At 39.1% G+C, this 21,171-nt stretch carries 22 protein-coding genes; all 22 read left to right on the forward strand.

Annotated features, from left to right (window positions below; genetic code table 11):
* Positions 1–2 precede the first annotated feature (2 nt).
* The 22 genes from U8D43_RS08090 to ylqF all read left to right on the forward strand — a co-directional run bounded on the left by U8D43_RS08090 (position 3) and on the right by ylqF (position 21,113).
* A complete protein-coding gene (locus U8D43_RS08090) occupies positions 3–1,685 on the forward strand; it encodes a DAK2 domain-containing protein (protein ID WP_335870679.1) in 1,683 nt (560 codons plus the stop codon).
* A gap of 76 nt (positions 1,686–1,761) precedes the next feature.
* The gene (sdaAB, locus tag U8D43_RS08095; protein WP_335870680.1) at positions 1,762–2,424 is read left to right on the forward strand and encodes an L-serine ammonia-lyase, iron-sulfur-dependent subunit beta; all 663 of its coding nucleotides are present in this window, start codon (positions 1,762–1,764) and stop codon (positions 2,422–2,424) included.
* Between the two features lie 54 nt (positions 2,425–2,478).
* Positions 2,479–3,363: an L-serine ammonia-lyase, iron-sulfur-dependent, subunit alpha gene (gene sdaAA, locus U8D43_RS08100; RefSeq protein WP_335870681.1), complete on the forward strand. Its 885-nt coding sequence runs from the start codon at positions 2,479–2,481 to the stop codon at positions 3,361–3,363.
* Positions 3,363–5,408, forward strand: coding sequence for an ATP-dependent DNA helicase RecG (gene recG / locus U8D43_RS08105; protein WP_335870682.1), 2,046 nt, complete (start codon positions 3,363–3,365; stop codon positions 5,406–5,408). Before sdaAA ends, recG begins: the two co-directional genes overlap by 1 nt.
* A gap of 90 nt (positions 5,409–5,498) precedes the next feature.
* Entirely contained in the window at positions 5,499–6,083 is a 585-nt protein-coding gene (gene fapR / locus U8D43_RS08110) for a transcription factor FapR (RefSeq protein WP_335870683.1), read from the forward strand.
* Positions 6,080–7,069 (forward strand): phosphate acyltransferase PlsX, encoded by a 990-nt coding sequence (plsX, locus tag U8D43_RS08115; RefSeq protein WP_335870684.1) that lies wholly within the window; start codon positions 6,080–6,082, stop codon positions 7,067–7,069. The genes fapR and plsX overlap by 4 nt, the downstream gene beginning before the upstream one ends.
* A gap of 23 nt (positions 7,070–7,092) precedes the next feature.
* A complete protein-coding gene (fabD, locus tag U8D43_RS08120) occupies positions 7,093–8,040 on the forward strand; it encodes an ACP S-malonyltransferase (RefSeq protein ID WP_335870685.1) in 948 nt (315 codons plus the stop codon).
* Complete coding sequence (gene fabG / locus U8D43_RS08125; RefSeq protein ID WP_335870686.1) at positions 8,037–8,780, forward strand: 3-oxoacyl-[acyl-carrier-protein] reductase; 744 nt, start codon at positions 8,037–8,039, stop codon at positions 8,778–8,780. The genes fabD and fabG overlap by 4 nt, the downstream gene beginning before the upstream one ends.
* Before the next feature lie 84 nt (positions 8,781–8,864).
* Positions 8,865–9,098, forward strand: a complete 234-nt coding sequence (locus U8D43_RS08130) for an acyl carrier protein (RefSeq protein ID WP_335870687.1) — start codon at positions 8,865–8,867, stop codon at positions 9,096–9,098.
* 151 nt (positions 9,099–9,249) lie between these two features.
* Entirely contained in the window at positions 9,250–9,990 is a 741-nt protein-coding gene (gene rnc, locus U8D43_RS08135; RefSeq protein ID WP_335870688.1) for a ribonuclease III, read from the forward strand.
* Positions 9,991–10,012: 22 nt separating this feature from the next.
* Positions 10,013–13,582 carry a chromosome segregation protein SMC gene (gene smc / locus U8D43_RS08140; RefSeq protein ID WP_335870689.1) on the forward strand — a complete coding sequence of 1,190 codons (3,570 nt, stop codon included), beginning with the start codon at positions 10,013–10,015 and terminating at the stop codon, positions 13,580–13,582.
* A gap of 13 nt (positions 13,583–13,595) precedes the next feature.
* Positions 13,596–14,585, forward strand: a complete 990-nt coding sequence (gene ftsY / locus U8D43_RS08145) for a signal recognition particle-docking protein FtsY (protein WP_335870690.1) — start codon at positions 13,596–13,598, stop codon at positions 14,583–14,585.
* A gap of 181 nt (positions 14,586–14,766) precedes the next feature.
* Positions 14,767–15,099, forward strand: coding sequence for a putative DNA-binding protein (locus tag U8D43_RS08150; protein ID WP_335870691.1), 333 nt, complete (start codon positions 14,767–14,769; stop codon positions 15,097–15,099).
* Positions 15,100–15,111: 12 nt separating this feature from the next.
* Positions 15,112–16,455 carry a signal recognition particle protein gene (gene ffh / locus U8D43_RS08155; protein WP_335870692.1) on the forward strand — a complete coding sequence of 448 codons (1,344 nt, stop codon included), beginning with the start codon at positions 15,112–15,114 and terminating at the stop codon, positions 16,453–16,455.
* Positions 16,456–16,778: 323 nt separating this feature from the next.
* A complete protein-coding gene (rpsP, locus tag U8D43_RS08160; RefSeq protein WP_335870693.1) occupies positions 16,779–17,051 on the forward strand; it encodes a 30S ribosomal protein S16 in 273 nt (90 codons plus the stop codon).
* A gap of 9 nt (positions 17,052–17,060) precedes the next feature.
* On the forward strand, positions 17,061–17,294 hold the full coding sequence (locus U8D43_RS08165; RefSeq protein WP_335870782.1) for a KH domain-containing protein: 234 nt from the start codon (positions 17,061–17,063) through the stop codon (positions 17,292–17,294).
* 143 nt (positions 17,295–17,437) lie between these two features.
* Positions 17,438–17,830 (forward strand): YlqD family protein, encoded by a 393-nt coding sequence (locus U8D43_RS08170; protein ID WP_335870694.1) that lies wholly within the window; start codon positions 17,438–17,440, stop codon positions 17,828–17,830.
* A 7-nt stretch (positions 17,831–17,837) separates the two neighbouring features.
* Positions 17,838–18,347: a ribosome maturation factor RimM gene (rimM, locus tag U8D43_RS08175; RefSeq protein WP_335870695.1), complete on the forward strand. Its 510-nt coding sequence runs from the start codon at positions 17,838–17,840 to the stop codon at positions 18,345–18,347.
* On the forward strand, positions 18,344–19,075 hold the full coding sequence (gene trmD / locus U8D43_RS08180; RefSeq protein WP_335870696.1) for a tRNA (guanosine(37)-N1)-methyltransferase TrmD: 732 nt from the start codon (positions 18,344–18,346) through the stop codon (positions 19,073–19,075). The genes rimM and trmD overlap by 4 nt, the downstream gene beginning before the upstream one ends.
* A gap of 130 nt (positions 19,076–19,205) precedes the next feature.
* Positions 19,206–19,550: a 50S ribosomal protein L19 gene (rplS, locus tag U8D43_RS08185; RefSeq protein ID WP_335870697.1), complete on the forward strand. Its 345-nt coding sequence runs from the start codon at positions 19,206–19,208 to the stop codon at positions 19,548–19,550.
* A 130-nt stretch (positions 19,551–19,680) separates the two neighbouring features.
* On the forward strand, positions 19,681–20,232 hold the full coding sequence (gene lepB, locus U8D43_RS08190; RefSeq protein WP_335870698.1) for a signal peptidase I: 552 nt from the start codon (positions 19,681–19,683) through the stop codon (positions 20,230–20,232).
* A gap of 17 nt (positions 20,233–20,249) precedes the next feature.
* Complete coding sequence (ylqF, locus tag U8D43_RS08195) at positions 20,250–21,113, forward strand: ribosome biogenesis GTPase YlqF (RefSeq protein WP_335870699.1); 864 nt, start codon at positions 20,250–20,252, stop codon at positions 21,111–21,113.
* Positions 21,114–21,171: the final 58 nt, after the last annotated feature.

A 21,171-nucleotide genomic window follows, 5' to 3' on the forward strand; every position in this document is an offset into this window, starting at 1 on the left:
TTGTGTCAATTACAGCATTAGAAGGAAATCGTTTTGCAGAAATGGTGATACAAGGAGCCAACCACTTAGCAGCAAATGCGCAAATGGTCGATGCACTTAACGTATTTCCGGTTCCAGATGGAGACACTGGAACTAACATGAACTTATCAATGACATCAGGAGCAAAAGAAGTAAAGGAAAATACCCAAGGGAACATTGGGAAAGTTTCTGCCTCACTTTCACGAGGCTTGCTAATGGGGGCACGCGGTAATTCGGGTGTTATTTTGTCCCAACTATTTAGAGGTTTTGGGAAGGCAATCGAATCCAAAGCGGAAGTTTCAACCGTAGAATTTGCTTCAGCGTTAGATGCAGGGGTTCAAACAGCCTATAAAGCTGTCATGAAACCGGTAGAAGGCACAATTTTAACCGTGGCCAAAGATGCTGCGAAAAAAGCTGTAGAAGTGGCGAAAGATGAGCCTGATTTTATTAATTTTATGGGAAAAGTGGTTGAAGAAGGTCAAGCATCCCTAAATCGAACGCCCGATCTGCTACCAGTTTTGAAAGAAGTAGGAGTTGTTGATAGCGGCGGTCAAGGGCTTTTGCTTGTGTATGAAGGATTTTTAGCAGAATTAAAAGGTGAGACCTTAGCAGAGATGAAATCGATGCAACCTGCTATGGAAGAATTGGTTAGTGCTGAACATCATAAAGTTCAGGATTTCATGAATACAGAAGATATTGAATTTGGATATTGTACGGAGTTTATGGTGAAGTTTACGGAAGAGAAGATGGCGGTAAATCCTTTTCTCGAAGAATCTTTCCGACAAGATTTAAGCCAATATGGTGACTCACTTCTTGTGATCTCCGACGAAGATATTGTCAAAGTGCATATTCATTCTGAGCAACCAGGTGATGTTTTGACGTACGGCCAACGTTTTGGTGATTTAATCAAGATGAAAATCGAAAATATGCGTGAGCAACACACCTCTATTGTTGGTAATTCAACACTAACACCATCTAAGAAAAGAAAGACTGAACAAAAGAACGAAAAGAAAGAATACGGAATAGTGACCGTAACAATGGGAGAAGGTATAGCGGATCTCTTTAGAAGCATTGGAGCGACGAATGTCATTGAAGGTGGACAAACGATGAATCCAAGTACGGAAGATATCGTTAAAGCAATTAAAGAAGCTAATGCTGAAAAAGTGATTCTTCTTCCGAATAATAAAAATATCATTATGGCTGCTGAGCAAGCTGCTCAAGTCGCTGAAGGAGAAGTAATCGTCATCCCTTCTAAAACAGTACCTCAAGGTATGGCTGCCCTTCTCGCATTCAACCCATCCGCACCATTAAAGGATAACCAGTCCGGTATGAGTGCAGCGCTTTCTTTTGTAAAGACTGGTCAAATTACGTATGCTGTTCGTGATACGAATATCGACGGTGTTGAAATAAGCAAAGATGACTTTATGGGTATTGCTGATGGGAAAATTATCTTAACCAATTCGAGTAAAGTAGAAACAGCAAAATTATTACTACAAGATATGATTGATGAAGAGTCTGAAATCTTAACGATTCTTTACGGTGAAGATGTTTCTACAGAGGAAGTGACAAGCCTAAAGGAATTTGTAGAAAATCAATTTGGAGAAGTTGAAGTTGAAACACATAACGGCAAACAACCTTTGTATTCATTTATATTTTCAATTGAATAGTACTTAAAAAATAGAAGGGGGTCCCCCTTCTATTTGCTTATAGAATATAGTTCAGAAAGAGAAGGGAGAGGTGTATGTGAAATACAAATCGGTATTTGATATTATTGGTCCTGTGATGATTGGTCCATCGAGTTCTCATACGGCGGGTGCGGCTCGAATCGGTCGGGTTGCTAGGAGTTTATTTAGAAGAGAACCTAAGTGGGCCACAATTTCATTTTATGGATCATTTGCAAAAACGTACAGAGGTCATGGGACAGATGTAGCGTTAATCGGTGGATTATTGGATTTTGATACGGATGATGAACGGATTATCTCTTCCATTGAGCTAGCGAAAGAAAACGGTATGAGTATCACTTTTATTGAAGAGGACGCCATAACGGAACATCCAAATACGGCAAGAATTCATATAGGAGACGACCAAGGAACCATGGAGCTTGTCGGAATTTCCATTGGTGGAGGAAAAATTGAAATCATTGAACTTAATGGCTTTCAATTAAAGCTAAGTGGCCATCATCCTGCTATTCTTGTTGTTCACGATGACCGTTTTGGTGCTATTGCTTCTGTTTCGACAATATTAGCTCAGCATCACATTAATATCGGTCATATGGAAGTGTCGCGAAAAGAGATGGGGAAAATGGCGTTAATGACCATTGAGGTTGATCAAAATATAAGTGACGAAATTTTAATGGAAATTGGTCAGCTTATTAATATTACCCAAGTAACAAGAATTGTAGATTAAATGTATAAAACGAAAATATGATAGCGTTTACACGACTGTTAGGGAGAGGATAATATGTTTCGAAATGTGGCTGAACTTGTAGAGTTAGCGGAGAGTCAAAATAAAAAAATATCTGAGATTATGATTGAACAAGAAATGAAGTATAAAGGGAAATCAAAAGCGGAAATTCTATCGATAATGGAGCGAAATCTAGAGGTGATGGAACAAGCAGTTGAAAAAGGATTAGGTGGCGTCCAGTCTCATTCAGGATTAACTGGCGGAGATGCTGTACTAATGAAAAAGTATATTGAGAAGGGGAATGTACTGAGCGGAGAAACGATTTTGGATGCAGTGAGCAAAGCGGTTGCAACTAATGAAGTCAATGCGGCTATGGGAACCATCTGTGCAACTCCTACAGCTGGATCAGCAGGAGTTGTACCTGGAACTTTGTTTGCTGTTAAAAGTAAACTGAAACCAACCCGTGAACAAATGGTGTCTTTCTTGTTTACTTCAGGGGCCTTTGGGTTTGTTGTTGCAAATAATGCCTCTATATCGGGAGCAGAAGGTGGTTGTCAAGCTGAGGTAGGGTCTGCAGCAGGTATGGCAGCTGCAGCCATTGTCGAGTTAGCAGGAGGTACCCCTTCGCAATGTGCTGAAGCGATGGCGATTACATTAAAAAATATGTTAGGACTCGTTTGTGATCCAGTAGCTGGCCTGGTGGAAGTCCCATGTGTCAAGCGCAATGCAATGGGAGCGGCTAATGCAATGGTAGCAGCAGATATGGCCTTAGCTGGAATTCAAAGTCGCATCCCTTGTGATGAAGTAATAGATGCGATGTATCGTATTGGTCAAAGCATGCCCGTAGCGCTCAGAGAAACCGCCCAAGGAGGTCTAGCTGCTACGCCAACAGGACGTGAGCTTGAGGCAAAAATCTTTGGCATCCCGCTAGATAAAAAATAATGAAGAGTGCCGACTTAGCGATTTCGGTATTAGATGGTGTAGGACAAGAAACCGCTCGTCAGTTAGAGGAAACAGGTATTTACACGATAGGTGATTTATTTGAATACCTTCCCTATCGCTATGATGACTTTCGCTTAAAAGAGTTATCGGAAGTGGCTCACGAAGAGAGAGTAACAGTAGAGGGGAAGGTTCATAGCGAACCTTCTCTTATGTATTATAGTCGTAAGAAAAACCGACTTACAGTTAGGCTTCTAGTTGATCGATACCTGATTCAAGCCGTTTTTTTTAATCAACCTTATTTAAAAAAGAAAATTGCTATCGGTCAGACGATCACAGTAAGTGGTAAATGGGACAAGCATCGCCAAATTACTACGGTTCAAAGCTATACCCTCGGTCCTCAAACAACCAAAAAGGATTTCGAGCCTCTTTATTCGTTAAAAGGGTCCATCACATCAGTCACTATAAGAAAGCTATTAGATCAAGCGTTTTCTAAATATGGTGAGGATATAATTGAAAATTTACCTATTCATCTTCTCCAACAATATAAGCTCGTCGATCGGCGAACAGCCTTAGAAAAATTACATTTCCCTGCTTCACCTGAAGACATGAAACAGGCTCGTAGACGCTTTGTCTATGAAGAGTTTTTACATTTTCAATTGAAAATGCAAGGATTAAGAAAATTCGAAAGAGAAAATTCATTCGGCATGTCACAAAAGTACGATTTGCAAAAAGTGAAAGCACTCATTGATTCGTTGCCATTCCCTCTCACGAATGCGCAAAAGAGAGTGATCAATGAAATTTTTGCCGACTTGAAATCTCCTCATCGAATGAATCGCCTTCTTCAAGGGGATGTGGGTTCAGGTAAAACGGTCGTTGCGGCTATTGCTTTATATGCAAGTGTGACTGCTGGTTTTCAAGGGGCGCTGATGGTACCAACAGAGATATTAGCAGAACAACATGCAGAATCCTTAATGCAACTTCTCGAGCCGGTGGGATTAAATGTAGCGTTACTTACTTCCTCTGTTAAGGGAAAACGACGAAAAATTCTGTTAGAGATGTTACGAGCGAAGGAAATAGATGTTCTAATCGGAACGCACGCACTCATTCAAGATGAAGTGGTGTTCGATTCTTTAGGACTCGTAATTACGGATGAACAGCATCGTTTTGGTGTAGGTCAACGACGAATTCTCCGCGAAAAAGGAGAAAAAACAGATGTATTATTTATGACGGCAACACCCATTCCTAGAACACTGGCTATTACGGTATTTGGGGAAATGGACGTTTCCAATATTGATGAAATGCCTGCAGGAAGAAAGACGATTGAAACGTACTGGGCGAAACAAGACATGTTAGATAGAATCTTAGGGTTTATGGAGAAAGAGTTGAAAAGTGGACGGCAAGCCTACGTTATATGTCCTCTTATTGAAGAATCAGAAAAATTAGATGTGCAAAATGCAATTGATGTACATTCACAATTGTCGCTATACTTTAAAGAGAAATATACTGTTGGTCTTATGCATGGTAGATTGACTTCTGAGGAGAAAGAGGCGGTCATGTTGGACTTTAGCGAAAATGATGTTCAAATCCTTGTCTCAACAACTGTTGTAGAAGTCGGGGTGAATGTTCCGAATGCAACGATGATGGTCATATATGATGCGGAACGATTTGGATTGTCTCAGCTTCATCAATTGAGAGGGAGAGTAGGACGAGGGAGTTACCAATCGTATTGCATTCTTTTGGCAGATCCCAAAACAGAAGTAGGCAAAGAGCGAATGCAAGTGATGACTGAAACAACGGATGGCTTTGTTCTAAGTGAAAAAGACTTGGAATTGAGAGGACCTGGCGATTTCTTTGGTAAGAAACAAAGCGGACTACCGGAATTCAAAGTAGCCGATATGGTACATGATTTTCGGGCATTGGAAGTTGCGAGAGACGATGCTCAAAAACTAATTCAATCGCAAGCATTTTGGGAAAAGGAAGAATATCAAGAATTGAGAATGTTTTTGCAAAACTCAGGTGTTATGACGGGTGAAAAACTAGATTAAGAGCAGAATGCAGGATATTTTCTTGCATTCTTCTTTTTAAACTTATATACTACTATTAGTACCTAGTGCTAATACTGGACGGTGTGAAGGATGAAATTGACCAAAAAAGTACGACAAGAACAATTAAGAGAAACAATTGGAGAAAATCCATTTATTACTGACGATGAACTGTCAGAACGATTTGGCGTGAGTGTGCAAACGATCCGGTTAGATCGTATGGAGTTATCCATACCTGAATTAAGGGAAAGAATCAAACACGTTGCAGAGAAGACGATCTCTGGTGAATTAAAATCTCTACCAATTGAAGAAGTAATTGGGGAAATTATAGATATAGATCTGGATCAAAGTGCCATATCGATTTTTGATGTTAGAGGAGAGCATGTTTTTAAAAGAAACCAAATTGCTCGAGGGCATCATTTATTTGCACAAGCGAATTCTCTAGCAGTTGCAGTGATAAATGACGAACTTGCCCTGACGGCAGAATCAAAAATCCGTTTCCATCGACCTGTTCGAGAAGGAGAGCGCATCATCGCCAAAGCGAAAGTCTCTACCGCTACAAATGATAAAGGAAGAACCATAGTAGAGGTGAATAGTTTTGTAGGACAAGAGCTAGTGTTTAATGGTATCTTTGAGATGTATCGTTCGAAGTCAGAAGCAAAGGATGTTAGGAAATGAACTTAGCGATAGATGTAATGGGAGGCGACCACGCCCCAACAGAAATTGTAAATGGAGTGCTTTTAGCCAGAGAACACTTCCCTAAAGTGAACTTTATTTTATTTGGAGATGAGAATCAAATTTCTCCTTTGCTCTCATCGAAAGAGAGAATTGAAATTGTACATACTGAAGAAAAGATTTTAGCGACGGATGAGCCTGTTCGTGCTGTTAAGAGAAAGAAAAACGCATCTATGGTTCTTATGAGTCAGTGGGTGACTGACGGGAAAGCGGATGCTTGTATTTCAGCTGGAAACACAGGAGCGTTAATGGCAGCCGGTTTGTTTGTTGTGGGTAGGATCGACGGCATTGATCGCCCTGCATTAGCTCCGACTCTACCGACAATTGATGGCAAGGGATTTCTTATGTTGGATTTAGGGGCAAATGTAGATGCAAAACCTGAGCATCTTTTGCAATATGGGATTATGGGTAGTGTTTATGCTGAAAAAGTTAGAGGGATTCAAAACCCTCGAGTAGGATTGTTAAATATCGGTACGGAAGAGAAAAAAGGCACAGAGCTAACAAAACAAACTTACGCTCTACTAAGTGAGGTAGATATTCATTTTGTGGGTAATGTTGAATCCCGTGATCTCTTACAAGGAGTAGCAGATGTGGTTGTTACCGACGGTTTTACAGGTAATATGGTGCTGAAATCAATCGAGGGAACCGCGATGAGCATGTTTTCTATGATTAAAGACGTGTTTACTTCTTCATTAAAATCTAAAGTAGCAGCAGGTCTAGTAAGAAATGATTTACGCGCGATCAAAGATAAGATGGATTACACTGAATACGGTGGAGCGGGGTTGTTTGGATTAAAGGCACCTGTAATAAAGGCACATGGTTCATCAAATGCTAACGCCATTTTTAATGCGATTAAACAAGCACATGAGATGGTGCAATATGAGGTGCCAGCAACAATTAAAGCAGCGATTGATCATCATAATCAGTAAGAAATGAAGAGGAGGAAACTGGTGTGAGTAAAGTGGCATTTGTTTTTCCAGGTCAAGGTTCTCAGCAAGTAGGAATGGGGAAGAGTCTAGCCCTCGCGTTTCCTGAGGTGAGTAAAGTGTTTGAACAAGCAGATCAAGTATTACCTTTCTCCCTCTCAGAGACGGTATTCCAAGGTCCGATTGAGGAATTAACGAAAACGGAATATGCTCAACCGGGTATTTTGACGACAAGTCTAGCTTTCTTAGAGTTAGTGAAAAAGGAGGGGATAATCCCTGACTTTGCGGCTGGTCATAGTTTAGGGGAATATTCCGCGCTTGTCGCAGCAGAAGCTTTAAATTTTGAAGATGCAGTGAAGGCTGTGTATCAGCGAGGAAAGTTTATGAACGAGGCCGTTCCTTTTGGTGAAGGTAGCATGAGTGCGATTTTGGGAATGGAAAAAGAAGCTTTAGAAATTATCATGGAAGAGACGACGGCAGCTGGAGATTCGGTACAACTCGCCAATTTAAATTGTCCAGGACAAATTGTTATCTCCGGCACGAAAATGGGTGTAGAGAAGGCATCCGTGCGGGCAAAGGAAGAGGGAGCAAAGAGAATTATTCCTCTTGTAGTGAGTGGACCGTTTCATTCATCCTTAATGAAACCTGCAGCCGAGCAATTTTCTAACGTCTTAGCACATATTAATTTCCGAGATGCTTCTTTTCCGGTGATTTCAAATGTAACAGCTCAACCAGTGACTAGCTGCGATCAATTTTCTTCTTTGCTTGAAGAACAATTGTATTCACCAGTGTTATGGGAAGATACAATCAATGAGTTGGTTTCACAAGGAGTAACGACCTTTGTTGAAATTGGTCCTGGAAAGGTATTGTCAGGTCTAATAAAAAAAATAAATAGAGCTGCGGTTACGTTGCAAGTCCACGATGAGGCAAGTTTACAAAAAACGATTCAAACCTTAAAGGAGAATAAATCATGAAACTAGACGGAAAAACAGTCCTAGTAACCGGCGCTTCTAGAGGAATTGGTCGAGCAGTAGCGCTTGAGCTAGCTTCTCAAGGAGCTCATGTGGTCGTCAATTTTGCTGGCAGTGAAGCAAAAGCGAATGAAGTCGTCGATGAGATTAAAAAAATGGGACGACAAGCTCTTGCCATTCAAGGAGACATAAGTGATGGAGAAGCCGTGTCGAGTATGATAAAAAGAACAATAGCCGAATTTGGCACTTTGGACATTTTAGTCAATAATGCTGGGATAACACGAGATAACTTACTTATGAGAATGAAAGAAGCCGAATGGGACGAGGTCATCAATACAAACTTGAAGGGCGTATTTCTTTGCACGAAAGCAGTAACAAGACAAATGATGAAGCAAAGAAAAGGTCGGATAATCAATATTGCCTCCATTGTTGGCGTTAGTGGAAACGCTGGTCAAGCCAATTATGTGGCTGCTAAAGCAGGCGTAATTGGCTTAACGAAAACCACTGCTAAAGAGCTGGCAAGCAGAAATATTACCGTAAATGCGATTGCACCTGGTTTTATTTCCACGGATATGACAGATCAGCTTTCTGATGACGTTAAAAATGAAATGTTAAAGCAAATACCATTAGCACGATTAGGGGAGCCTAGGGATATTGCAAAGCTTGTCTCATTTATCGCGTCAGACGATGCAGCTTATATCACGGGGCAGACTCTTCATGTTGATGGTGGCATGGTCATGTAAGTTAGGATATGATGGTTGAAAGAAAAAAACATTTTATTTTTTCTCCGTAATTGACTATAATGACTTGAAAGGGGGTGTACTAAAATGGTAGAAGTATTAGATCGTGTAACAAAAATTGTAGTTGACCGTCTTGGAGTAGATGAAGCACAAGTAAAACTTGAAGCATCTTTTAAAGATGATTTAGGAGCTGATTCTTTAGACGTTGTCGAGCTAGTGATGGAACTAGAAGATGAATTTGAAATGGAAATTTCAGATGATGACGCTGAAAAAATTGGCACAGTTGGTGATGCTGTGAATTACATAAATAGTAAGCAATAATCACTAGTTCGAGCTCCGTTTCTGACGGGGCTTTCTTCATGTTTGAAAAGGATTTTTTAAAAATGATCTTTGCCATTTATGAAGAATTGAACTAAACTTTAAGAGTGTGATTTATGTCGTACGACGAAATAATATGCAAGGTGGAGGCACTATGCGAAAAGTGAACAAAGATCGTCAGCAAAAAAAATGGAATAAAACAGAAGAGAATTTTAAAAAGTTTCAGGAAAAAATAGGACTAACATTTCAAAATGATGCTTTATTAAAGCAAGCTTTTACTCATTCATCCTATGTGAATGAGCATCGAAAAAAACCGTTCGAAGACAATGAACGTTTAGAATTTTTAGGAGATGCTGTATTAGAATTAACCGTGTCCCACTTTCTTTTTAACAAATACCCAATGATGAGTGAAGGGGAGTTAACAAAGCTCCGAGCAGCAATTGTGTGCGAACCATCTTTAGTAACATTTGCTCATGAATTGGAATTTGGAGACTTGGTGCTATTAGGCAAAGGAGAAGAATTAACGGGTGGTCGCAAGCGCCCGGCTCTTTTAGCTGATGTGTTTGAGGCATTTATTGGAGCCTTGTACTTAGATCAAGGGGTAAATATGGTGGTATCCTTTTTAGACAAAATTGTGTTTCCTAAAATAAATAACGGTGCTTTTTCTCATGTGATGGATTATAAAAGCCAACTGCAAGAGTATATTCAGCGAGATGGTGCAGGTGGAATACACTATCAAATCCTCCAAGAGAAAGGTCCTGCTCATAGCAAAGAGTTTATTTCTCAAGTTATGTTTAATGACTCAGAGCTTGGAGTAGGTACAGGAAGGTCCAAAAAAGAAGCAGAACAAAATGCTGCTCGTATGGCCCTTGATAAGCTCAAACAGAATAATTAAGACAGAAGGTAGGAGAAGGAAGATGTTCCTAAAGCGTTTAGACGTTGTAGGGTTTAAATCGTTTGCCGAACGTGTTTCTGTAGAATTTGTCTCCGGAGTTACCGCAGTTGTAGGTCCAAATGGAAGTGGCAAGAGTAATATTACGGATGCCATTCGATGGGTTCTTGGAGAACAATCTGCGAAATCACTTCGGGGAGCGAAAATGGAAGATATTATCTTTGGGGGTTCTGATTCTAGAAAACCGTTAAACTTTGCAGAAGTCACGTTAACACTAGACAATGAAGATCAATTTTTACCGATTGATTATAATGAAGTTAGTATATCGCGAAGAGTTTTTCGATCTGGAGACAGTGAATATTTGATAAACAAACAAAACTGTCGATTAAAAGATATCGTTGATTTATTCATGGATTCAGGGCTAGGAAGAGAAGCTTTTTCGATTATCTCTCAAGGACGCGTAGAAGAAATTCTAAACAGTAAAGCAGAAGATCGAAGAACGATTTTTGAAGAAGCTGCAGGCGTATTAAAATATAAAAACCGAAAAAAAAAGGCTGAAAATAAATTAGATGAAACGCAAGAAAACTTAAACCGAGTTCAGGATATTCTTCACGAACTAGAAGGTCAAGTTGAGCCGTTGAAAATTCAAGCTAGCATGGCGAAAGAATTTTTAGAGAAAAAAGATGAACTGAAGGCATTTGAAGTGGGGGTAACGGTCCATGAAATTGAAGAGATACATAAGCACTGGGAGGCTTCTAATCAACAATTAGAGGAGCAAAGTGCGAAAGAATTGACACTTTCAACACTTCTCACTGAAAGAGAAACAGATTTAATTCTTTCTCGGGATCAAATGGTTGCTTTAGATGAGTCGATCACTGACCTTCAAGACGTTCTTCTAAGTGTTAGTGAAGAGTTGAAAAAATTAGAAGGTCGTAAAGAAGTATTAAAAGAACGAAAAAAGAATGCGTCACAAAACAAGGAACAATTACAACGGACAATTGAAGAACTTACGATTAAGCTAGAAACATTGATTAGACAAAAAAGGGAAATTGAAGAAGAAAATACGTCTCTTTCTCAAACCGTCCTTCAGCTCAAAGAAGAATTAGGGCAAACTCAACGTGACCTTAAAAGCTTAAATGAAGATATTGAAGGGAAAATCGAGTCACTTAAATCCGATTATTTTGATAAGTTGAATCAACAGGCGAATATTCGAAACGAAAAACAATATTTAGCGGGTCAACTTGAACAGCAAGCTACGAGAACCTCTCGTCTTCATCTTGAAAACGAAAAATACGTTTTTGAGCGAGCAGAAATTGAAAAGAAAAAAGAACACTTAACCTTAAATTTGAAAGAACTACGCCAAACGCTAGACGACCAAGTGATCCTGTATCGCAACGAGCAAAGTGCTTTAGAACAAAATAAAAAAAAATATCAAAAACAAGAAAGTGCACTTTACCAAGCTTATCAATTTCTACAACAGGCGAAGTCTCGAAAAGAGATGCTAGAAGAGATGGAAGAAGGATTCGCTGGATTTTTTCAAGGTGTTAAGGAAGTTTTAAAAGAGAGAGATGGTCAATTAAGTGGTGTTCAAGGCGCTGTTGCTGAACTCATTTCTGTTGAAAAAGAGTATGAAAAAGCGATTGAAACAGCTCTAGGCGCAGCATTGCAACATATTGTTGTTGATAATGAACAGAATGCGCGAGCTGCTATTTCCTATTTGAAGAAGAATCAGTATGGTCGAGCAACATTTCTACCGATGACGATCATTAAAGGGAAGAGCATACAGACCTCTCTCTATACGACCCTATCTAACCATGATTCGTTTATTGGGCTAGGCGCAGAGTTAATTGAATTTGAAGAAAAGTACCAACCTGTCATTTCTAGCTTATTAGGGACAGTTGTCATTACAAAAGACCTAAAAGGAGCAAATGAAATTGCTAAACTAACTTCCTTTCGGTATCGAATGGTGACCCTTGACGGAGATGTTGTAAACCCGGGTGGATCTATGACCGGAGGAACGATGAAACAAAAATCTAATTCCTTATTGACTAGAAAAGGGGAGTTAGAAGATATAAAAGAAAAATTAATGAAGATGGAAGAGCAGACACACCAGCGAGAATATTCGGTCAAATCTTTAAAAGCAACGATAGAACATCAAGAGAAAAAGATTGAGTCAGCGAGACTGAAGGGCGAACAATTACGATTAAAAGAACAAGAATTCAAAGCTCAAAGTCGTGAGGTAGATTTATCTCAACAAAATATGAATGAGCGCTTAGCCCTATACGACCTCGAAATGAAAGATTTTGATTCTTCACACGAGAAAATCAACCTAAGACAGCAAGAATTAGATCAAACTCTAGAGGAACTAGAAATTGAACTTGTTGGAATCAATCGAAACATAGAGGACCTAACCAGGAAAAAAGCAGAACAGAGTGCGTCAAAGGAAGAACTTACTCTTAAATTAAGTGAGGTAAAAGAAACATTGGCCGTTAAAGCGGAGCAACTCTCACATTCTGCTAAACAGCTGGACTTCTTAGAAGAAGAGACTGTGAATGCGACCCAAAAGAAACAACGAATGGAAGAAGATTTTGTTTGGCTTAAAGAGGAAATGACCAATAATTTTAGTGGAGAAGAAAAACTGGATCGTGACGCAGTGGAAGTTCGAAAACAAAAAGAGGATACTACCAATCTTATCTCGGTTCGAAGAGAAGAACGATTAAAACTGGTCGGATTAATTGAAGATAAAGAGAGAGAATTAAAAGAATACCAACGTCAGCATCGCGGTATTAGCGGATTTTTGAAAGACGAAGAAGTACGGATGAATCGATTGGATGTTGAGCTCGACAACCGACTAAATCATCTGCGGGAAGAGTATGCTTTAAGCTTTGAAGCTGCCAAACAAGAATTCCCTTTGAATAGTTCAGTCGATGAGGCTCAAAAAAAAGTGAAATTAATCAAACTTGCTATAGATGAGCTTGGAAACGTGAATATTGGCGCAATTGAAGAATATGATCGGGTTTCAGAAAGATATGATTTTTTACTCGAGCAAAAAAATGACCTGCAAGAAGCAAAAGACACTCTTTTCCAAGTAATTGATGAAATGGACGAAGAAATGGTGAAGCGATTCGAATGGACGTTTACTTCCATTCGCGAACACTTTGATGAGGTTTTTCGCTCATTATTCGGGGGAGGTCGGGCGGATCTTGTCCTAACCAATCCAGGGGATTTACTGCGAACAGGTGTAGAAATTGTTGCTCAGCCACCCGGGAAGAAACTACAAAATCTCAGTTTATTATCAGGAGGAGAACGTGCATTAACGGCAATTGCACTTCTATTCTCAATCTTAAAAGTACGGCCTGTCCCATTTTGTATTTTAGATGAAGTGGAAGCAGCTCTAGATGAAGCAAATGTCCAACGGTTTAGCTCATACTTAAAAAAATTTAGTGAAGAATCGCAGTTTATTGTTATCACTCATCGAAAAGGAACAATGGAGGAAGCGGATGTCTTATATGGTGTGACAATGCAAGAATCGGGTGTCTCCAAGCTAGTTTCTGTCAAACTCGAAGAGACTCAACAATTAATGGAAACGAACTAAAGGAAGTGATATGATGAGTTTTTTTAAAAAAATGAAAGAAAAATTCACCACAAAATCTGATTCTGTGACAGATAAATTTAAAGAAGGCTTAACGAAAACGAGAGATAATTTTTCTAACAAAGTAAATGATCTCGTAGCGAGATACCGCAAAATTGATGAGGAATTTTTTGAAGAGCTGGAAGAAATCTTGATAGGTGCGGATGTAGGATTTAATACGGTGATGGAATTAATTGATGAATTGAAGTTTGAAGTTCAGCGAAGAAACATTAGTGATTCGCGAGAAATTCAAAGTGTTATTTCTGAAAAATTGGTCGATATTTACGAAGGTAGCGATGAACGGTCAAGTAAATTGAATCTTCAAGAAAATAAACTCACAGTGATTTTGTTTGTCGGTGTCAATGGTGTTGGAAAAACAACCACAATTGGAAAATTGGCCCATAAGTTAACAAAAGAAGGCAATAAAGTGGTCTTAGCAGCAGGCGATACATTCCGTGCAGGGGCGATTGAGCAATTGGAGGTTTGGGGCGAGCGTGTTGGTGTTGATGTTGTGAAACAAGCAGCAGGTTCAGACCCTGCTGCGGTCATGTTTGATGCGGTTCAATCAGCTAAAGCCAAAAAAGCAGATGTGTTGATTTGTGACACAGCTGGACGATTGCAAAATAAAGTTAATTTAATGAAAGAACTAGAAAAGGTGAAAAAAGTAATAGAGCGAGAAGTACCGAATGCTCCACATGAAGTTCTTCTGACGCTTGATGCCACTACAGGTCAAAACGCACTAATTCAAGCCAAGACCTTTAAAGAAGCGACAGATGTGACTGGAATTGTTTTAACTAAGTTAGATGGAACGGCAAAGGGAGGAATCGTCCTTGCTATTCGCAACGAGCTTAACATCCCTGTTAAATTTGTAGGATTAGGAGAACAGATGGATGATTTGCAACCCTTTGACGCTGAAAAGTATGTATATGGGTTATTTTCTGACCTAATTGATCAAGAAGAAGCGTAGCTGTTTAGATTGTTGCAATAGTCAACTATTGTCTGATGGGGAGGGGATCTCTGTTTGTTGTCCCTTCTCTTTTGGGGTAATTATGTGTTGTAATGTAGTGTAAGGTTCTGCTTGACTTTTATTATGTGACTCGGTATTCTTCATATGTAAAGGTTTTTCACTTAACAAAGGGGGGAACAACATGTTAGAAAGAACGACAAGACTTAACTATCTTTATGATTTTTATTCTTCGTTGTTAACTCCTAAACAAAGAAGTTATATGTCCCTTTATTTTTTAGATGATTTATCATTAGGTGAAATTGCTGAAGAGTTTGGTGTAAGCCGACAAGCTGTGTATGACAATATTAAACGAACAGAAGCAATGCTCGAAGAATACGAAAAAAAGCTGTTGCTCTTTGATAAATTTAAACAAAAAGCTCAATTAATTAAACAATTTCGAATTGATCTTCAAGTCCAAGATGTAAGTGTAGAACAGATACAGGATTGGCTACAACAAATAGAGAAATTAGATTAGGAGGCGGCATAGATGGCATTCGAAGGGTTAGCCGACCGACTGCAAAGTACAATGCAAAAGATTCGCGGAAAAGGGAAAGTTTCCGAAGCAGACGTCAAAGAAATGATGAGAGAAGTTCGTCTGGCTTTACTTGAAGCAGATGTTAACTTTAAAGTAGTCAAACAATTCGTGAAAAAAGTAAGTGAACGTGCCATTGGTCAAGAAGTAATGACTAGCCTAACTCCAGGACAACAAGTGATTAAAGTCGTGAAAGAAGAACTGACCAATTTAATGGGTGGTGAACAGAGCGTGATCGCTGTGGGCAAACGTCCACCTACAGTAATTATGATGGTTGGTCTTCAAGGGGCAGGGAAAACAACAACGTCCGGGAAGCTTGCTAATCTTCTTCGTAAAAAGCATAATCGAAAGCCTTTGTTAGTGGCCGCTGATATTTATCGACCGGCAGCGATAAAGCAACTAGAAACATTAGGGAAGCAATTAACGTTACCTGTATTTTCATTGGGCGATCAAGTGAGTCCTGTTGAAATTGCTAAAAAAGGGATCGAACACGCGAAAGAAGAACATCTTGATTATGTGTTAATTGATACAGCTGGCCGCTTGCACATTGACGAAAATTTGATGGAGGAATTGAAACAAATTAAAGAATTGACCTCTCCTGACGAAATTTTCTTAGTGGTTGATGCGATGACGGGGCAAGATGCTGTCAACGTTGCTGAGAGCTTTAATGATGCTCTTGGTATTACAGGTGTGGTTTTAACTAAACTTGATGGAGATACACGAGGCGGTGCGGCTTTAAGTATTCGTTCTGTGACGGATAAGCCGATAAAATTTGTCGGTATGGGCGAGAAGATGGATGCGTTAGAACCATTTTATCCAGAGCGTATGGCTCAGCGGATTTTAGGAATGGGAGATGTTTTGTCTCTTATTGAAAAGGCGCAAGTGAACGTAGATGAAGACAAAGCTAAAGAATTAGAACAAAAAATGAGAACCTCATCCTTTACACTAGATGATTTTCTCGAGCAATTAGGCCAAGTTCGCCAAATGGGTCCCCTAGATGAACTGATTAAGATGATGCCGGGTGCGAACAAGATGAAAGGCTTAGATAAGATGCAGGTGGATGAAAAACAAATCAGTCATATCGAAGCGATTATTCAATCGATGACAAAAGAAGAAAAGTTGCATCCTGAAGTAATCAATGCCGGCAGAAGAAAGCGAATTGCTCGTGGAAGTGGCACGAGTATTCAAGAAGTCAATCGTCTATTAAAACAGTTTGAAGAGATGAAAAAAATGATGAAACAAATGACAAATATGCAAGGAAAAGGGAAGAAGAAGGGCTTTAAATTCCCGTTTATGTAATTATCTTTGGCTCTTTTTGTTTGCATTGTTGCTATTTAGTCTAATTTTAGATGAATTGGTTTATTTTACTGGTGATTCATATCGAAAATAAACGTAGAGATGCGCCGAAACAAAGCTATATCATCGTTTATAAACTGAATCGAAATACAACATATTTTGCGAAAACAGCCCTATATCACTAAAAAAAGTAACTGTTAAGAAAAAAGACTTTACAAACAAGTTATTTGGTATTATACTAACGTCTGTTAAGAAAAAATACTTTACAAACAAATCGACAGTAGATAGTAACTTATTTACTGTGAAATTTTCCGGAGGTGCTTTAAATGGCAGTAAAAATTCGTTTAAAACGTATGGGAGCTAACAAATCCCCTTTCTATCGTATCGTAGTAGCAGATGCTCGTTCACCACGTGATGGTCGCGACATCGAAACAGTTGGGACATACAACCCAGTTTCTGAGCCAGCGATCGTTGACATTAACGAAGATCTAGCTCTTAAATGGTTAAAAGACGGTGCAAAACCATCAGACACTGTTCGTAACCTTTTCTCAAAGCAAGGAATTATGGAAAAATTCCACAATTCAAAACAAAGCAAGTAATTCATCATGATGACTGAACTACTACAAGCAATCGTAAAGCCTATTGTTGATCATCCTGAACAAGTATCGGTTACAGAGGTTGAACAAGATTATCGGATATTACTGACTCTCTCGGTTCATCCAGACGATATGGGAAAGGTCATTGGTAAGCAAGGACGAATTGCGAAAGCGATTCGAACAGTCGTTTACGCTGCAGCGGGTTCGCATCAACAGAAGAAAACCGTATTAGAAATCGTTGATTGAAAGGGAGGGATAACCTCCCTTTTTCCATATCTTTTTTTCCGCAAACTATAATATTTCTACATGGTCTTCATACATAAACTTCCCACTTTTACAAAGCTAAGGGCAAAGGTATAGAGTAAAAGCTACTAAAGGGGGACACAAAGGTGAAAATTCTCCAAACAGTTATTGTCAAACAAGTACTAACAACACATAGTAAGGACAAACTATTTAAGAAATACGAAAGTCATAAACGTCAAATGCAAAAAGAAATTGATCAGTTTAAATTTGAATTAAAAAAACAAGAGAAAATGAAAAAATTTTCTCCGAAAACAATTGCCGTTCATTTTGAAAAAGAAATCGCAGCAAGACAAGAAAAAATAAAGTTGGTAGAATTTCAAATCGAACAATTAACTATTTTGCCCATTGGTAGTGAGATCAAGGATCAAGAACTGCAATCGATCATTGAGGTTGAAGTCGGAGATCAATGGGAGAAGGTAATAAGCGGGAAAACTATCTTAGTAAAAGATGGGGTTATATCTGAAATTCGTGAGAGGTGAAAACAACATGGAAAAATGGTTTAACGTTGGTAAAATAGTGAATACGCATGGAGTGAAGGGTGAACTTAGAATCATTTCGAGTACTGACTTTCCTGAGGAAAGATATCGAAAAGGAAATGTGCTTAGCTTATTTCTTGAAAAAGAAGAAATTTCATTGACTGTCTCTTCCTATCGCCGACACAAAAATTTCGACTTGCTTACATTTGAGGGATACGAAAATATTAATGATGTTGAACGTTTTAAGGGCGGAACATTAAAAGTAACAGAAGATCAATTGAGCGAGTTAGAAGAGGGTTCATTTTACTTTCACGAGATTATTGGCTGTAATGTTACAACTACTTCAGGTGAAGAAATTGGAGAAGTGAAAGAAATATTAGCCCCGGGCGCAAATGATGTTTGGGTTGTAAAAGGAAACAAAGGAGAATTCCTTATTCCCTATATTGAAGATATTGTTGTCAGCATCGATGTGGAGAAAAAACAGATTGTAATAGAACCGATGGAAGGGCTTTTGTCATGAAAATCGATGTTCTTTCCTTGTTTCCGACGATGTTCCAGGGTGTCTTGAATGAATCCATCTTAAAAAAAGCAAGCGAAAAGGGAGCAGTCACATATTCTGTCACCAATTTCCGTGATTATGCAAGCAACAAGCACAACTCTGTTGATGATTACCCATATGGCGGAGGAGCGGGTATGGTTCTTATGGCTCAGCCAATCTTTGATGCTGTAGAAGAATTGAACAGCGGAGGAAAGAAGCCCCGTGTTATACTGATGTGCCCTCAAGGTGAGCGTTATACCCAGAAGAAAGCCGAAGAATTATCAAAGGAAGATCATTTGATCTTTTTATGTGGTCACTATGAAGGCTATGACGAAAGAATTCGAGAAAATATAGTCACAGACGAGATTTCCATAGGAGATTACGTGCTCACAGGCGGAGAATTAGGGTCGATGGTCGTCATTGATTCAGTGGTACGATTACTTCCCGGTGTGTTAGGAAACGAAGATTCTCCGATATTAGATTCCTTCTCTTCTGGATTACTCGAGCACCCTCATTATACTCGACCTGCTAATTTTCGTGGACTAGAAGTACCAGAAACTCTTCTTTCTGGCAATCATGCGAAAATCGCAGAGTGGAGAGAAAAGGAATCTCTACGTAGGACATTTGAAAGAAGACCAGATTTACTAGAGAATTATCCGTTATCAGAGCAACAGCAAAAATGGATATCTCAGTGGAGAAATTCTGAATAACCATTGCAAAGTAGCCCAAGATGTTGTAAGATATTCTTTGTGACTAAAAGTAGTTTCTACTTTCGTCTATTTTGAATGTTCCGCTGCAAACAAGTTTTGTATGAATGTCCTTTGGAAGGAGTTGAATTCAATGAACAATATTATTCGTGAAATTACGAAGGAGCAACTTCGCACTGATTTACCTAAATTCCGTGCTGGTGATACTGTACGTGTTCATGTGAACATCGTTGAGGGTAGCCGTGAGCGTGTTCAGGTATACGAAGGTGTTGTAATTAAACGTCGTGGTGGCGGTATTTCTCAAACATTTACAGTACGTAAGATTTCTTACGGTGTAGGTGTAGAACGTACTTTCCCAGTAAACACGCCTAAAATTGCTAAAATCGAAGTATTGCGTCGTGGTAAAGTGCGTCGTGCGAAACTTTATTATCTACGTAATCTACGTGGTAAAGCAGCTCGTATTAAAGAAATTCGATAGTTATGAAATTAAAGGAGCTTGGGTTCAAGCTCCTTTTTCATATTCATTTTCAATCCGAAATAGTATATACTTAGTAAGGTTATAAATAATAAATAGATAGATAATTATCTATAATAAAGGGGTGGAGGGAATGGAGCGACAAAAAAACGAAGTATGGGAATGGACGAAAGCCTTATTAATAGCGGCGGGACTTGCGGCGATCATACGCTTCTTTTTATTCTCACCCATTGTGGTAGATGGAAGCTCTATGGTCCCAACCTTACATAATGGTGAACGAATGATTATGAACAAAATCAGCTATCAGTTCAAAGAACCAGATCGATTTGATATCGTTGTCTTTCATGCACCTGGAAATAAAGACTATATTAAACGCGTGATTGGTTTACCAGGAGATGAAATTCAATACAAAGATGATGTGTTGTATATTAACGGTGAAGCTTATGATGAACCTTATCTGGATGAATACAAAAAGGAATATCCAGGAACACACTATACAAAAGACTTTTCATTAGAAGAAGTTATCAATCAAAGCACCGTACCAGAAGGACATATTTTTGTGTTAGGGGATAATCGTCCCGTTAGTCAAGATAGTCGCACGATCGGCTCTGTTAATATCGAAGAGATTGTGGGCAATACGAGTATTGTTTTCTGGCCAGTTGGCAATGTACGGAATGTTGAATAGAACCAGGAGGAATAGGCATGACGATTCAATGGTTTCCTGGACATATGGCGAAAGCTCGCAGGGAAGTAACGGAAAAATTAAAATTAGTAGATATTATCATTGAGCTAGTAGATGCGAGAATCCCACTCTCTTCACGGAATCCAATGATTGATGAAATTGTTCAACATAAACCACGTCTTGTGCTGTTGAATAAGGAAGATATGGCGGATCCTCATATGACAAAGCGGTGGATTTCGTATTTTGAGAGTGAAGGAATGAAGGCTATTCCAGTGAATTCTCAAGCTGGGATAGGGATGCAACAAATTGTCAAAGCCTCACAAGATATTTTAAAAGAAAAATGGGACCGAATGAGAGCTCGTGGAATGAAACCGAGAGCGATACGTGCGATGATTGTTGGCATTCCTAATGTAGGGAAATCGACATTGATTAATCGGCTTGTCAAAAAAAATATTGCTAAAACAGGTAACACACCAGGCGTTACCAAGAAACAGCAGTGGATTAAAGTGGGCAAAGAGCTTGAACTGCTTGATACCCCTGGGATTTTGTGGCCAAAATTTGAAGATCAATTGGTTGGATATAAATTGGCTTTGACGGGCGCGATTAAAGATACGATTCTCAATTTAGAAGATATATCTTTATTTGGGTTAAGGTTTTTAGAGAAACAATACCCCACTCGCTTAAAAGAACGTTATCAATTTGCTGAAATACCAGAAGATGTTCTCGAGAAATTCACACATATTGGGAAGCTCAGAGGCTGTTTAATTGCAGGTGGAGAAGTTGATTTTGATAAAACAGCAGAGCTGATCATCCGTGATATCCGTGGATTATATTTAGGCAAGATTACATTTGAGATTCCTGAAGAAGAAATGAGAGAAATGTAAATAAAGGCCCTGGCAGGGTCTTTATTTTTTTGATATAAATCCGATAAAGAAAAAGAGG

Source organism: Bacillus sp. 2205SS5-2 (assembly GCF_037024155.1).
Lineage (GTDB): Bacteria > Bacillota > Bacilli > Bacillales > Bacillaceae_K > Bacillus_CI.

What these genes read in the sequence shown, in the direction of transcription:
- sdaAA (WP_335870681.1), top strand. Translation starts at nt 2,479, where the DNA reads ATGTTTCGAAATGTGGCTGAACTTGTAGAGTTAGCGGAGAGTCAAAAT.
- recG (WP_335870682.1), top strand. Translation starts at nt 3,363, where the DNA reads ATGAAGAGTGCCGACTTAGCGATTTCGGTATTAGATGGTGTAGGACAA.
- fapR (WP_335870683.1), top strand. Translation starts at nt 5,499, where the DNA reads ATGAAATTGACCAAAAAAGTACGACAAGAACAATTAAGAGAAACAATT.
- plsX (WP_335870684.1), top strand. Translation starts at nt 6,080, where the DNA reads ATGAACTTAGCGATAGATGTAATGGGAGGCGACCACGCCCCAACAGAA.
- fabG (WP_335870686.1), top strand. Translation starts at nt 8,037, where the DNA reads ATGAAACTAGACGGAAAAACAGTCCTAGTAACCGGCGCTTCTAGAGGA.
- U8D43_RS08130 (WP_335870687.1), top strand. Translation starts at nt 8,865, where the DNA reads ATGGTAGAAGTATTAGATCGTGTAACAAAAATTGTAGTTGACCGTCTT.
- rnc (WP_335870688.1), top strand. Translation starts at nt 9,250, where the DNA reads ATGCGAAAAGTGAACAAAGATCGTCAGCAAAAAAAATGGAATAAAACA.
- smc (WP_335870689.1), top strand. Translation starts at nt 10,013, where the DNA reads ATGTTCCTAAAGCGTTTAGACGTTGTAGGGTTTAAATCGTTTGCCGAA.
- ftsY (WP_335870690.1), top strand. Translation starts at nt 13,596, where the DNA reads ATGAGTTTTTTTAAAAAAATGAAAGAAAAATTCACCACAAAATCTGAT.
- U8D43_RS08150 (WP_335870691.1), top strand. Translation starts at nt 14,767, where the DNA reads ATGTTAGAAAGAACGACAAGACTTAACTATCTTTATGATTTTTATTCT.
- ffh (WP_335870692.1), top strand. Translation starts at nt 15,112, where the DNA reads ATGGCATTCGAAGGGTTAGCCGACCGACTGCAAAGTACAATGCAAAAG.
- rpsP (WP_335870693.1), top strand. Translation starts at nt 16,779, where the DNA reads ATGGCAGTAAAAATTCGTTTAAAACGTATGGGAGCTAACAAATCCCCT.
- U8D43_RS08165 (WP_335870782.1), top strand. Translation starts at nt 17,061, where the DNA reads ATGACTGAACTACTACAAGCAATCGTAAAGCCTATTGTTGATCATCCT.
- rimM (WP_335870695.1), top strand. Translation starts at nt 17,838, where the DNA reads ATGGAAAAATGGTTTAACGTTGGTAAAATAGTGAATACGCATGGAGTG.
- trmD (WP_335870696.1), top strand. Translation starts at nt 18,344, where the DNA reads ATGAAAATCGATGTTCTTTCCTTGTTTCCGACGATGTTCCAGGGTGTC.
- rplS (WP_335870697.1), top strand. Translation starts at nt 19,206, where the DNA reads ATGAACAATATTATTCGTGAAATTACGAAGGAGCAACTTCGCACTGAT.
- lepB (WP_335870698.1), top strand. Translation starts at nt 19,681, where the DNA reads ATGGAGCGACAAAAAAACGAAGTATGGGAATGGACGAAAGCCTTATTA.
- ylqF (WP_335870699.1), top strand. Translation starts at nt 20,250, where the DNA reads ATGACGATTCAATGGTTTCCTGGACATATGGCGAAAGCTCGCAGGGAA.